This is a genomic window from Ralstonia sp. SET104 (genome assembly GCF_003851545.1).
GTDB lineage: Bacteria > Pseudomonadota > Gammaproteobacteria > Burkholderiales > Burkholderiaceae > Ralstonia.
In genome coordinates this window covers 270,268-283,674 of record NZ_BHVX01000003.1, presented here as the reverse complement: position 1 = coordinate 283,674, position 13,407 = coordinate 270,268, and the positions used below count along the sequence as shown (strand labels likewise).

The 13,407-nt window shown below is 63.1% G+C and carries 12 protein-coding genes; 6 read left to right on the top strand and 6 right to left on the bottom strand.

Translation table 11 applies throughout. From position 1 onward, the window contains the following. The first annotated feature begins 165 nt into the window (after positions 1–165). From PSUB009319_RS05900 to PSUB009319_RS05880, 5 genes are all read left to right on the top strand, one after another. Positions 166–2,766 carry a TonB-dependent receptor domain-containing protein gene (locus PSUB009319_RS05900; protein WP_124381308.1) on the top strand — a complete coding sequence of 867 codons (2,601 nt, stop codon included), beginning with the start codon at positions 166–168 and terminating at the stop codon, positions 2,764–2,766. A gap of 20 nt (positions 2,767–2,786) precedes the next feature. Continuing rightward, positions 2,787–3,851, top strand: a complete 1,065-nt coding sequence (locus tag PSUB009319_RS05895) for a beta-propeller fold lactonase family protein (protein ID WP_124381307.1) — start codon at positions 2,787–2,789, stop codon at positions 3,849–3,851. Next, a complete protein-coding gene (locus PSUB009319_RS05890; RefSeq protein WP_124381306.1) occupies positions 3,838–4,413 on the top strand; it encodes a cytochrome b in 576 nt (191 codons plus the stop codon). The genes PSUB009319_RS05895 and PSUB009319_RS05890 overlap by 14 nt, the downstream gene beginning before the upstream one ends. Positions 4,414–4,666: 253 nt before the next feature. Beyond that, entirely contained in the window at positions 4,667–6,421 is a 1,755-nt protein-coding gene (locus PSUB009319_RS05885) for a PQQ-dependent methanol/ethanol family dehydrogenase (RefSeq protein ID WP_124381305.1), read from the top strand. A gap of 71 nt (positions 6,422–6,492) precedes the next feature. After that, complete coding sequence (locus tag PSUB009319_RS05880) at positions 6,493–6,825, top strand: c-type cytochrome (RefSeq protein WP_124381304.1); 333 nt, start codon at positions 6,493–6,495, stop codon at positions 6,823–6,825. A gap of 58 nt (positions 6,826–6,883) precedes the next feature. Here PSUB009319_RS05880 and pqqE read toward each other — a convergent pair whose 3' ends face one another. From pqqE to pqqA, 5 genes are all read right to left on the bottom strand, one after another. After that, positions 6,884–8,062 carry a pyrroloquinoline quinone biosynthesis protein PqqE gene (pqqE, locus tag PSUB009319_RS05875; protein ID WP_124381303.1) on the bottom strand — a complete coding sequence of 393 codons (1,179 nt, stop codon included), beginning with the start codon at positions 8,060–8,062 and terminating at the stop codon, positions 6,884–6,886. Beyond that, positions 8,034–8,306 carry a pyrroloquinoline quinone biosynthesis peptide chaperone PqqD gene (gene pqqD, locus PSUB009319_RS05870; protein WP_124381302.1) on the bottom strand — a complete coding sequence of 91 codons (273 nt, stop codon included), beginning with the start codon at positions 8,304–8,306 and terminating at the stop codon, positions 8,034–8,036. The genes pqqE and pqqD overlap by 29 nt, the downstream gene beginning before the upstream one ends. After that, the gene (pqqC, locus tag PSUB009319_RS05865; RefSeq protein WP_124381301.1) at positions 8,287–8,997 is read right to left on the bottom strand and encodes a pyrroloquinoline-quinone synthase PqqC; all 711 of its coding nucleotides are present in this window, start codon (positions 8,995–8,997) and stop codon (positions 8,287–8,289) included. Before pqqC ends, pqqD begins: the two co-directional genes overlap by 20 nt. Then, positions 8,994–9,911, bottom strand: a complete 918-nt coding sequence (gene pqqB / locus PSUB009319_RS05860) for a pyrroloquinoline quinone biosynthesis protein PqqB (protein WP_124381300.1) — start codon at positions 9,909–9,911, stop codon at positions 8,994–8,996. The genes pqqC and pqqB overlap by 4 nt, the downstream gene beginning before the upstream one ends. 142 nt (positions 9,912–10,053) lie before the next feature. Then, complete coding sequence (gene pqqA / locus PSUB009319_RS05855; protein ID WP_009277446.1) at positions 10,054–10,128, bottom strand: pyrroloquinoline quinone precursor peptide PqqA; 75 nt, start codon at positions 10,126–10,128, stop codon at positions 10,054–10,056. A gap of 104 nt (positions 10,129–10,232) precedes the next feature. On the opposite strand from pqqA, the gene PSUB009319_RS05850 reads away from it, so the two are divergent. Further along, the gene (locus PSUB009319_RS05850) at positions 10,233–11,225 is read left to right on the top strand and encodes an alpha/beta fold hydrolase (protein ID WP_124381299.1); all 993 of its coding nucleotides are present in this window, start codon (positions 10,233–10,235) and stop codon (positions 11,223–11,225) included. On the opposite strand, the gene PSUB009319_RS05845 is transcribed toward PSUB009319_RS05850, so the two are convergent. Next, positions 11,163–13,175 carry a sigma-54-dependent Fis family transcriptional regulator gene (locus PSUB009319_RS05845; protein ID WP_124381298.1) on the bottom strand — a complete coding sequence of 671 codons (2,013 nt, stop codon included), beginning with the start codon at positions 13,173–13,175 and terminating at the stop codon, positions 11,163–11,165. The two genes, PSUB009319_RS05850 and PSUB009319_RS05845, sit on opposite strands and share 63 nt — an antisense overlap. Between the last annotated feature and the right edge of the window lie 232 nt (positions 13,176–13,407).

Sequence of the window (13,407 nt, the reverse complement as noted above, 5' to 3'; positions counted from 1 at the left end):
TCGACACCCGTGCGCCCGCCGCTGACCTGCGGGGCAAAGACCGCGCAGGCGAATAAAAGAGAAGAGGAGACATGGCCATGCGCCAACCACACGCACTGCCGCAACGCGGGCAGGTGTCTACCCGTCGCCGCTGATTCCTGACGAGAACAATCAGGGAGACACGCCGTGCATTCGAGCACCAGCGGCTTGTGCAAAGCCGCACCCCGCCTGAGCAGTGTGGTGTTGGCAGTCGCGTCTGCGGGGCTGCATGTGCCGGCTTTTGCCGACGACCAGATCGTTGCGGTGGCGTTGCCCGCCGCGCAGGTTGTGGGCTCCACCCCGATCGACAGCATCGGTGTTCCACTGTCGCAGTTTCCGGCCAACGCGCAACGCGTGAGCGCGAAGGATGCTCGCGAGCAACGCAGCTCGAATCTGGCAGACCTGTTGAACGACAACCTTGGTCAAGTCAGCGTCAGCAACGGGGCGGGCAATCCGTACCAGAACGACATCAACTACCGCGGGTTTCAGGTGTCTTCGCTGCTGGGCGTGCCCATCGGGGTGTCGGTCTACTTTGATGGCGTGCGGATGAACGAGCCCTTCGGCTCGATCGTGAACTGGGATCTCATTCCCATGAACGCGATGTCCAGCGTCAACATCCTGCCGGGCTCCAACCCGATGTTCGGTCTCAACACCCTAGGCGGCGCACTCGTCGTCAACACCAAAAACGGAAAAGACAATGCAGGCACGTCGATCGAGGCGCTGGGCGGGTCGTTCGGCCGCAAGGGCCTGAGTTTCGAGACCGGCATCGTCGACAAGGCGCACAGCACCGACTACTTTGTTGCCGGCAACGTGGATCGGCAGGACGGCTTTCGTGACCATTCCGGTTCCGAGGTCAAACAGTTGTACGGAAAGGCGCGGTGGCATGGCAATGAGGGGGCGACCCGGCTGGAGCTGTCCGCCGCGCTTGCAGATACATCGCTCAGCGGTACGCAGTCGCTGCCGGCGGACATGATGGCGAACCGCAGCGCCGCCTATACCTGGCCCGACACCATCTCGAACCGGATGGCGCTGCTGAATCTGAAGGGCAGCCATTGGCTGAACGATATCAACCAGCTTGCCGGCAGTGTCTACTACCGCAAGGCCAGTCTGCACAACGTCAACAGCAATGCACGGCTGGATGACGGCTGCTTGAACGATAGCGGCTCGCTGGCAACCACAACGACGGGTGGCATCACCGCCTACACATGTGCAAACAAGGCGCCCAATGGAACGGCCCTGAATGCCGTGACCGATGCCAATGCGCTGGCGCTGGGCTATGGCCGCTGGACCAACGCCATCAACACCAGCGTGGTCGATTCCGCCACGCATGAGGACACGGCAGGCACCGCCCTGCAATGGTCTAACTTCGGCCAGTTGGCGGGGCACAACAACACGTTCACGCTCGGCGGCGCGTTCGATCATTCGCGCATCACCTATGACCAGACCACCTACCTGGCCCGGTTAATCAACTACCAGGCGGTGGTGACCCCCAATCAGCAATATGGATTCACCGCCAATGGGCTGCCGCCGTCTGCATCGAACCCGGTGTCGTTTACGGGCAGCAACGTCATCGGCGCAGTCAACCTGTCGTCCAACGTCAACAATTTCAGTGCCTATTTCACCGATACGTTCAGCGTGACGGAAAAGCTGAGCGTGACCGCATCCGGAAGCTTCAACTACACCACGCTCAACCAGGGCGGGGCCAACAACAAGTACCTGAACGAAGATGGCGGCTACGCCTGGACGGACAACGTTTCGGGCACGTCGTACTACAACCCTGACTACGTGGGCGCCTACCGGTACGCAAACTCCGGCTCAGGCGCGGCGTCCAGCCCGAACGGCATCCCGGCGGGGGCCGTTGCAGGGCCGCAAACCAACGGTCTTGCAGGCTCGCACCACTACCACCGGTTCAACCCGGCCTTGGGGTTCAACTACGACCTTGGCAGGGGGCAGGGCATTTTTGGCAGCTACAGTGAATCGATGCGCGCACCAACGTCGATCGAGTTGTCGTGTGCAGACCCGAACAGCCCATGTTCATTGCCCACAGGCTTCAATGGTGATCCTGACCTGAAGGCCGTGGTGGCCACGACCATCGAATTCGGCAGCCGTGGAACGCTGGGCAAGTCGGCCTACTGGAGCGCGTCTGTCTATGACTCGCGGCTCAGCAATGACATCCAGTTCATCGCCACATCAAACACGTACGGCTATTTCGCCAACGTTGGCAAGACCGAACGGCGCGGCATTGAACTGGGCGCCAGCACGAAGATCGACAAGTGGTCGTTGTCGGCCAACTTTGGCTATGTCGATGCGATCTACAGGTCGGCATTCACCACGGCCAGTGGGCAGCACGTGGTCAGTGGCAACAAGATCCCCGGCATCCCTGCGAAAACGCTCAAGCTCGGCGCGTCGTACGCATTCAGCCCGAGCCTGTCGATGGGCGCGAACGTGATCCTGGTCAGCAGGCAGATCGCCCACGGCAATGAAAGCAATGCTGATCCCAACGGGGTGGTGGCCGGTTACGGTCTCGTCAATCTGAACGTGCACTACAAGCCGACGAAGCATCTCGAGATCTCGGCCTACGTCAGCAACCTGTTCAACAAGCGCTATTCCACATATGGCCTGTCTGGCACCAGGAGCATCTATTCGCTGACGACGCAGCAGTTCATGACGCCGGCGGCGCCGCGCGCAATCTGGATTGGCCTGACGTATTCGTTTGGAGGCAAGGCCTCCAACCCCGACACGAACTGAGCCCACAGCAAGGGACGATCATGCAAGCATTGAGTTACTACACCCGGGTTGCCACGTTGATCTGCGTGGGTTTGGTGTCCACCCTCCAGGCCGTTGCCGAGGTGCCGGACGCCGTTGCCTATGTCACGAATCAGGGCGGTGGCGTGACCGTGCTGAATGCCCGCACGCTCAAGCCCGTTGCCGAGATTGCCGTGGGCAAGGACCCGCGCGGTTTGGCCGTCACCCCCGATGGCCGCTGGTTGCTGACGGCCAACCAGGGCAGCGCGGATGTGTCGGTGGTTGACACCGCCACACGCCAGCAGAGCAAACGCATTGCAGTCGGCAGGAATGTCGAGTTCATGCGCATTTCGCCGGACGGCCACCGGGCATTTGTGACCTACGAGCCAGCGTCAGCGGGCGGGCCGCCGGGCAAGAACGCCGCGGCACAGAAAGACGAGGACGATGAGGCCCCCGCCGAAGTCGCCATCATCGATCTCACGCAATGGGCCGTTATCGGCCGCATCAAGGCCGCGCGCGAGACGGAAGCCATTGAGTTCTCAGCAGACGGCAAGTTGCTGCTGGTGGCCAATGAGGGTGACAACACGGTCGGCGTTTACGACTTGTCCACGCTCAAGCAGATCCGGTCGGTGGATGTTGCGCCGTTTGGCAATCGGCCGCGCGGCATCAAGATCGCGCCAGACGGCAAGACGTACGTTGTGACGCTGGAGAACTCGAACAACCTGCTGTTGCTGGATGCCGGCTTCAAGCCCGTCAAGACCGTGCCGACCGAGCGCGGCCCCTATGGCATCGCGTTTGACCGCGAAGGCCGGTACCTCTGGGTGGCCGCCAGCCGTGCGGATCAATTGCAGGTGTTCGATGCCCGCACCTTTGCACCGGTGGCTGCCATTCCGGTCGGCAAACGCTGCTGGCATTTCAGCTTCACGCCCGATGCACAGAAGCTGCTGCTGGCCTGTGGCCGCTCGAACAGCGTACAGGTGATCGACCCGCAGAAGCGCGAGGTCGTCGATACGCTCCAGGGCTACAAGCTGCCATGGGGCGTGGTGACCTATCCAACCTCGGTGGGCAGTCTCGATGCGCCGCGCTGACCGGCCCGCCCGTACCCCCGCGCCGACCTATGCGGGCCTGCTGATTGCATTGCATTGGGCAAGCGCTTTGTTGCTATGCGGTTTGTTTGCGCTGGGCTACTACATGAGCGGCCTGGCAAAGGGCGCGCCTGGAAAGGCCGCGTGGGTGAATCTGCATAAATCGCTCGGCCTGACAGCAGCATTGGTGATTGCGTGGCGCTTGGTCGTGCGCGCTCGCCGCGCTGTACCACCGGCGATTCCGGGGCTGCATTGCTGGGAGACAGCGCTGGCGCGCATCACGCATCGTCTGCTCTACATGTGCATGGTTGTTATGCCGCTGTCGGGCTACCTCGGGTCTTCATTCAACCAATACGGAACGCGCTTCTGGGGCGTGCCTCTGCCGCGCTGGGGGTGGGTTGATAACGCACTGCAGCACATGTTCTACACGGTGCACGGCACGACGGCCTATCTGCTGCTTTGTCTGGTCGTGCTGCACGTTGCCGGGGTAATCAAGCACCAATGGTTCGATGCACAGCAGTGCGTGCAGCGCATGTTGCCGCGCCGGCGCACGCGCGCGCTGTAACCCGGCGCGGTTTTCGTTCGGGCAGCGTTCATCGCGTTGCGCCTCGTGTTGCCCTTTGTGTTGCTCCTTGTGTTGCTCAATTTCGCAACAGAACAGGCGATGTGTTCCGGTATGGCACGCATCAAAACGCTGCAACCCGCCTGAAACCACGATTTCACGGCGTTTTCCGATGGCACGGGATTTGCCCTGAGTCCGACCGGTGTGACATCACACTGCCGGACCTGGACCATAAAGAGAGGTAGAGGAGATAAGAATGAGGACACTACGAGTGATTGCACTTGCGGCTGCCTTGGCGGCTGCAAGTGTTGCCGTGCACGCGGCAACGCCCCCCGTCACCGATGCCATGATCGAGAACGACGCGAAATCGTCGAACGACGTGCTGACCTGGGGCATGGGTACGCAGGGGCAGCGCTTTTCGACACTCACCAAGATCAACACGAAGAACGTCAGCCAGCTCGTGCCGGCATGGTCGTTCTCGTTTGGTGGTGAGAAGCAGCGCGGGCAGGAAGCCCAGCCGCTGATCTACAACGGCAAGATGTTCGTCACCGCGTCGTACTCGCGCATCTACGCGATCGACCTGAAGACCGGCAAGAAGCTGTGGAAATACGAGCAGCGCCTGCCCGAAGGCATCATGCCCTGTTGCGATGTCGTCAACCGCGGCGCGGCGCTTTACGACAACCTGGTCATCTTTTCCACGCTCGATGCGCAACTGATCGCGCTCAATCAGGACACCGGCAAGATCGTCTGGAAAGAGAAGATCGAAGACTATGCCGCAGGCTATTCGACCACCGCTGCACCGTTGATCGTGAAGGGCATGGTGCTGACCGGCGTGTCGGGTGGCGAGTTTGGCGTAGTTGGCCGCGTGGAAGCGCGCGACGCCAAGACGGGCCAGTTGATCTGGTCGCGCCCGACTGTCGAAGGCCACATGGGCTACAAGTACGACAAAGACGGCAACAAGACCGAGAACGGCATGACCGGCACGCTCAACGCCAGCTGGCCCGGCGAGACGTGGAAGACCGGTGGCGCATCGACGTGGCTGGGCGGCACGTATGACGCACAGACCGGCCTGGTCTACTTCGGCACCGGCAACCCAGGGCCGTGGAACAGCCATCTGCGCAAGGGCGACAACCTGTATTCATCGTCCACCCTGGCCATCAACCCGGACACCGGCAAGATCGTCTGGCACTACCAGAACACCCCGAACGACGGCTGGGATTTCGACGGCGTGAACGAGTTCGTGACGTTCGACATGGACGGCAAGCGCGTGGGCGGCAAAGCCGATCGCAACGGCTTCTTCTACGTGAACGACGCGAAGACCGGCAAGCTGCTCAACGCGTTCCCGTTTGTGAAGGTCAACTGGGCCACCAGCATTGACCTTAAGACCGGCCGCCCGAACTACGCACAGGATCACCGTCCGGGCGATCCGGCCCAGGCCACGGGTGAAGACAAGAAGGGCAAAGCGGTGTTTGCCGAGCCTGGCTTCCTGGGCGGCAAGAACCAGATGCCGATGGCGTACAGCCCGCAGACCGGCCTGTTCTATGTGCCCGCCAACGAGTGGGGCATGGACATCTGGAACGAGCCCGTCAGCTACAAGAAGGGTGCGGCCTACCTGGGTGCCGGTTTCACCATCAAGCCGCTCAATGAGGACTACATCGGCGCACTGCGCGCGATCAACCCGAAGACCGGCAAGATGGAATGGCAGATCAAGAACAACGCGCCGTTGTGGGGCGGTGTGATGACCACTGCCGGCGGCCTGGTGTTCTGGGGCACGCCCGAGGGCTACCTGAAGGCGGCAGACGCCAAGACCGGCAAGGAACTGTGGGAATTCCAGACCGGTAGCGGCATCGTCGCGCCCCCCGTCACATGGGAAGACAACGGCGAGCAGTTCGTGGCCGTGGTGTCGGGCTGGGGTGGTGCAGTGCCGCTGTGGGGCGGTGAAGTGGCCAAGCGTGTGAACTTCCTGGAGCAGGGCGGTTCGGTTTGGGTATTCAAGCTGCATAAGAGCTGACATGCGTTGTTGAGCGCTGCGCGCCCTTTGCGGCGCGCAGCCTCTCGCATTGCTTCAAGGAGTTTCAGAACGTGATCATGCGCAATGGAGTGTTCTCGCTGTTAGCCGTAGTGTGCGCAGCAACTGCGGCGGCATCTGCCCACGCAGCGCCCGATATGCAGGCCATGGCCGAGAAGAGCGGCTGCTTTTCGTGCCACAGCATGCATAGCAAGATCGTCGGGCCGGCCTTTGCCGACGTGGCCGCCAAGTACAACGGCGATGCCAACGCGTCAGCCAAACTGGCGCAGAAGGTGCGCGAAGGCGGCAAGGGCGTATGGGGCCGCATCCCGATGCCGCCGCATCCCAACCTGAAGGAAGACGAAGCGAAGCAACTGGTGGCCTGGGTACTGAGTTCAGGCTCCTGATTGGCTACGTCGTTTGCAAGGCAGGAGGGCCGGCACATTGTCCGGCCCCTTTTTTCTTCTATGACGGCGTCAACCGTCGAGAATTAGCGTCCGTTCGGAACACGATGGGCACCTCGCCGGTGCGCGTGTCACGGATCTGCCCGAACCCGTTCATCACGGCCATCCTGCCTTGCAGCACGACCTTCTGCAGTGCGGCATGGTCGGGGGACTTGCCACACACCGGATCGGTGCGTGCCGCATCGCCCGTAAGCAGATAGGCTTGGCAGCGGCAGCCACCGTAGTCTTCCTCACGCGAGTCGCACGACTGGCATGGCTGCGGCATCCAATGCGTGCCACGAAAGCGCTGAAAGGCGTCGCTGCTTCGCCAGATGTCGCGCAGTGGCTGGCTGAGCACGTTGGGCAGCTCCAGCCCCGGCAGCATGCGCGCGGAATGGCAGGGCAGCGCTACGCCGTCGGGTGCCACGCCCAGGAAGGTGGTGCCCCAGCCATTCATGCATTTTTTCGGGCGTTGCTCGAAGTAGTCGGGCACGACATAGAGCAATTGGCATCGGTTGCCGATGCGTGCGCGGTAGTCGTTCACCACGGCTTCAGCGTCGCGCAACTGCTCCAGGGTGGGCATCAGCGCCAGGCGGTTTTCCCATGCCCAGCCGTAGTACTGCGTGTTGGCCAGTTCCAGATACTCAGCGCCGATCTCCAGCGCCATGTCGATGATGGCCCCCACGTGCGGCAGGTTGTGCCGGTGCATTACGCAGTTCATCACCATCGGATAACCGTGCGCCTTGATCAGATCGGCCACGCGGCGTTTCAGGTCGAACGTGCGCGTGCTCGACAGAAAGTCGTTGAGTTCGCGTGTGGAATCCTGGAACGACAACTGGATATGGTCCAGCCCCGCAGCGCGCAGCGCGCCCAGCCGTGCATCGGTCAGGCCCACACCCGATGTCACCAGATTGACGTAGAACCCCAGCCCGTGCGCATGTGCGACCAGTGCTTCGAGATCCTTGCGCAGCAGCGGCTCGCCGCCGGACAGGCCGAGTTGCACTGCGCCCAACGCCCGCGCCTGCGTAAAGACATCGCACCACTGCTCGGTAGTGAGCTCCCGATCGTGCTGCGTGTAGTCGACCGGGTTCGAGCAGAACGGGCAATGTAGCGGACACCGATAGGTCAGCTCCGCCAGCAACCAGAGCGGCGGGCCTGGGGGCGGTGCGGCTTCAGATGAGCCAGCCGCGTTCGAGTGCATGTTTGACAAAGGCGTGGACCTCCGGAGCGATGCCCTGCACGCCAAAGGCGGACTGCAGGTCGTCGATCAGCATGTCGAGGGTATGGGCGCCGTCGCAGCGCTGCAGGATCGCGGCGGCGCTATCGTTGAGCGTGACCCTGCCTTCAGGGTAGAGCAGCACCCAGCTCTGTTGCATGTCTTCCCATTGCAGCCGGAAAGTCCTGTGCAGCGTGGGGTGGGCCGGATCAGACAAGGGCGGGGTCATGGGCGTGGGCCTGTTGAATGGCATCGAGCATCGACCAGAGGAGATCGAGCTTGAACTGCAGGATGTCCAGCGCGCGCTGTTGCTGCTCTGGCGTGCGGAAGGTGTCGAGTGTTACGCGCAAGCCGTGCTCGACATCGCGCGAAGCCAGTGGAATGCGCGAGCGGAAATACGCTAGCCCTTCCGGCTGCACCCACGGATAGTGCTCTGGCCAGCCGGCAAGCCGTTCCTTGTGGATGTCGGGCGCGAACATCTCCGTGAGCGAGGAGCACACTGCTTCCTGCCATGGCGCGCGGCGTGCAAAGTTCACATAGGCATCCACTGCAAAGCGCACGCCCGGCAGCAGATGCCGGTGAGACCACAGCGCATCGCGCGTGAGCCCCACGGCTTCGCCCAGGCGTGTCCAGCTCTCGATGCCACCGGGCTGCGTCTCATCGCCGTCGTGGTCGTGGATGCGGATGATCCACTCGCGGCGCGTTTCCCGATCGGGGCAGTTGGACAGGATGGCCGCATCCTTGAGCGGGATGTTGACCTGGTAGTAGAAGCGGTTGGCCACCCACGTGCGGATTTCTTCCGGCGTGCATTCGCCCGCGCGCATGCGCAGGTTGAACGGGTGGTGGATGTGATAGCCCGCCTGCTTCGCGCGCAGGCGGGCTTCAAATTCATCGGCATTCCAAGCAACAGCGTGTGTCATAGCAAGATTTCCATGCCGTCGTAAGCCACCTCGATGCCGTGAGCATCAAGCTCGCGGCGTTGCGGCGAGTCTTCATCGAGGATCGGGTTGGTGTTGTTGATGTGGATGAGTACCTTGCGCGTTGCCGGCAACTGGTCGAGCGTTTCGATCATGCCGCCGGGGCCGGACTGCGCAAGGTGCCCCATGTCGGCCGCGGTCTTGCGGGAAAAGCCGAGCGCGAGCATCTCGTCGTTGTGCCAGCAGGTACCGTCCACCAGCACCACATCGGCCGCGCCCAGTTCGTCGAACACGTGGGGTTCGATGCGGGCCAGACCGGGTGCATAGAACGCCCGCCGGCCGCTGTTGCGATCGACGATGCGCAAGCCGATGTTGTCGCCCACGCGGCGAGCGTAACGGCTGGGTGAATACGGTGGCGCCTTGCTCTCCAGCGGGATCGCCGTCAACGCCACATCGTCAAGCGGGGGCACCGAGAATGCCGTGCCGTTCAACGCCAGCGCGCGTGTGTCGAGCCCGCAGTAGTGCGACAGCATGCGTGTCAGCGGGAAGGCGGTGGACAGATCGCTGATGACCGCTGCGCTGGCATAGACGGGCAGCGCCTGCCGGTGCTCGCGCAGCATCAGCAGACCGGTCACGTGGTCGATCTGCGCATCCATCAGCACCACGCCGACGATGCCCGTGTCGCGCGGTGTGCGTGCCGGTTGCAGCGCCGGTGCACTGCGCAACTGCGCGAGGATGTCCGGCGATGCGTTCACCACGATCCAGTTGTGCTGCCCATCGCCGAGTGCGATAGAGGATTGCGTGCGCGGGGTGGCGCGCACGGTGCCGCGCCGCACACCATCGCAATTGCGGCAGTTGCAGTTCCATTGCGGGAAGCCGCCGCCGGCGGCCGAGCCAAGAACCCTGAGTATCGTCATAGTGCAAGCCCAACGTGTCGGGCAGATTGAGCAAGAAGTCGGCCAGGGGAATGCACGCGCCCAGAAGCATCCTGAGGCGAAAAAAAACCCGCCGTGAAGAACCAGCGGGCTTACCGAGCCTTGCGTGCTCAGTCGTGCAACATCAGCGGTTGGCGATGTACATGGTGATCTCGAACCCCAGTCGCAGTTCGGTGTAAGCGGGCGTCGTCCAGTTCATGTCTCCTCCTTGAGGGTTGGCATAGTTAGTGAGTGCACTGCGTTGTCCAGCGGCTGGCGCAGGGGTTTGCCGAACGCAGCCGCATCTTCATTAAGGCAACATCCATGCCCACACCCGACTGGCCAACCGCGTCCGCCCGCCTGAACTTGCGCACGCCAGACGGCCACTGCTTGCACGTGCGCCAATGCGGGCCCGAGAACGGCGAGCCATGGCTGGTGCTGCACGGTGGCCCCGGCAGCGGTTGTTCGCCATCCATGGCGGCATGGTTTGATCCGCTGCGGCATCGCGCGGTGCTGCCCGATCAGCGCGGCGCGGGGCGTTCGCGCCCGGCCGGCTCGGGGCGCCGCAATACGGTAACGGCGCTGCTGGCTGATCTTGAGCAACTGCGCACCACGCTCGGTATTGAACGCTGGGGCGTGGTCGGCGGGTCATGGGGCGCGGCGCTGGCACTGGCCTACGCCGATCGCTTTCCCCATGCCGTATCGACGCTGGTGCTGCGCGGGACCTTCCTGACCGGTTTCGACGATGTGCAGGCGCTGTTTAACGCGCGCGGTGCCGGCCGGGATCTCTTGCGAGGCACTGGCGGGCGGAGTGAGGGTTTTCCCGCAGCGCGCGGGCGTCTTCTCGCTGTAACAGACATGTTGCAGCTTGGTACAACTGTTCAGAAATTGAACATCGCCACAGCGTGGCAACGGGCAGAGCGGCGGTTGTTGGGGCTGCGTGCGCAGGCACATCGCCAATCGCGGCCGCAGCAGATGGCCCTGATGCGCAAGTACCGGCTTCAGGCCCATTACCTGTATCGCCGGGCCGGGCTGGGAAAGTCTGCGTTGCTGCGGGCGGCTGCGCGTATCGGCGCACGAGGGTTGCCCGTGACGCTGTTGCATGGGCGGGAAGACAAGGTTTGCCGGCCCGAGAACGCGCTGCGATTATCAACCGCGATGCCGCAAGCGCGGTTGGTGTGGGTGCCGGCCGGGCACCTGGCGCAGGGCGAGATGGCGAGGGCGCTGGGCGCTGCCATCCGTGATGCCGCGTGGTCAGTCGGTGTCAGCGGGCAGACCGCCGGCCTCGTCGATCCTGCGGTAGATCGTGTTGCGTGAAATGCCGAGCGCCTTCGCTGCGGCCGAGATATTGCCGTTGTGCGCTTTCACGGCCGCCATGATGGCCATGCTTTCTACATCTGCCAGCCGTTTTGACTGGGCGCCACCCACGTTTTGAATGGCGGGTTGTGCCGCCGCTGCCATCGTATTGCCGGAGGCGGGCTGGTCGCCATGCCGTGCCTGCCAGTCTTCAAGAAAGTCGTCGGGCAGATGGTCTTCGGTGATCTGCGCAGCGCCTTCGGCCATCAGCCGGGCGGTGCGCAACAGGTTGCCAAGCTGGCGGATATTGCCGGGCCAATGGTAACTGCGGAACATCTGCATCACGGGCTCGCTGATGTGGGGCGCGTCAGCCTGCTCGAGTTGCAGCAGCTTGTTGGCCACCACGTCGAGGTCGCTGCGCTCGCGCAAAGCAGGCAGCCGCACGACGAGGCCGTTGAGGCGGTAGTACAGGTCTTCGCGGAACTGGTTGGCGGCCACCATTTCGCGCATGTTGCGGTGCGTTGCGCACACCACCGCCACATCCACCTGGATCAGCTTGTTGCTGCCCAGCGGCGAAACCGCACGCTCCTGCAGCGCGCGCAGCAGGCGCGCCTGCAGGTGCAGCGGCATGTCACCGATCTCATCGAGGAAGAGCGTGCCGCCGTTGGCCAGCACCATCTTGCCGATGCCGCCTTTCTTGCGCGCACCGGTGAACGCGCCTTCTTCGTAGCCAAACAGTTCAGATTCAATCAGCGCTTCCGGAATCGACGCGCAATTCACGGCGATGAATGGCCCGGCGTGGCGCGGGCTGTCGGCGTGGATGGCGCGCGCGAGCAGCTCCTTGCCGGTGCCGGTTTCGCCCAGCACCATGACGGTAATGTCTTTGCCGATGACCTTGCGAAGCTTGCCGATGACGGTCTTGATCTGCGCGTCGCCGGTGTCCAGCGCCTCCAGGCTGGCCGGCTGCCTGGCGGGCTCAATATAGGGCCGGCGCGGTGCCATGTCGCGGTCGGCCGGCAACTCGCTGCCGAGTGCGCCGCCCACCATGCGGTTGGCTGGCCGCTTCCATTCAACGCGCGCAAACACCTTCACACCGCTTGGCAACTGCAGTTGCACGATGCCGGCAGGGGCGCCACGTTCCCGATCAACCAGTTGCGACATCGACAGCCCGAAGAGCGACGAGAAGGTATGCGCATGCAGCGCGCGGATCGACAGCCCGAGCTGGAATTCGCCGCTGCGGTTGGCCGACAGGAAGCGCCCCGCCGGCGTAAAGGCCGCAATGCCCTCGACCAGCGTGCCGATGAACTCCGGCCGCGAGTGGAAGTGGATGCACACCACGTCCTGGAACGTGTTGGCAAACAACTGGTTCTCAATCATCTGCGCTGACATCCGCACCAGCGCCATGGTGTGCTTGTGGAAGCCGCGGTGGTCACCTGTCACGTCGAGTGCACCCACGGTGGCGCCATACGGATCGAAGATCGGCGCACATGAACAGGTGAGGAACTGGTTGGCCTGCAGGTAGTGCTCGGAGCCGTGGACGAGCGTGGGTTTGCCGTCGGCCAAAGCTGTGCCGATGGCGTTGGTGCCCCGGCTCGCTTCCGACCAGAGCGCGCCCGGCTGCAGGGCCACCTTGCTGGCCTGGGCGAGAAAATCGTCGTCGCCCAGCGAATGCAGGATCAGGCCCGAGGTGTCCGTCAGGATCACCATGCTTTGCGTGTTGACGATCTGGCTGTAGAGCGTCTCCATCACGGGCAGCGCGTGCGTGAACAGCGACTGGCTGCGCTCGATCTCGGTCTTCAGCTCGTTGTGCAGTACCGGGCAGAAGTCGGGCGACTCATAGGGCCGCAAGCCGTAGGACTTGGAGCGCTCGTGTGATTGCGCGATCAGCTCGGGCTGATCGTTCGGGGCGTCACCGAGCGTGGCGGGGGCATTCTCGGAAGCGCGCGGGTCGGCTGCCGCGTGAGGGGTCATGGTGGTCTCCTTAAACCTCGCCCGCAATCTGTGTGCGGGTCGCCCGGATCGCGCAAGTCTATGCGCGGGCCGGAAGTGTTGCGCCATGAAGCAAGACGCTTGCCAGGGTGTTGCATTCCTGAGCACCTGCGCCAACCCGCCCGCCCGATCTGCGTGCTGCTTTTGGGGGTTTTCCTAAGTTTGTCGGCGGGTTTGCGTCTTGGTATGGCTTTTGCAGAAATGCCTCCAAAAA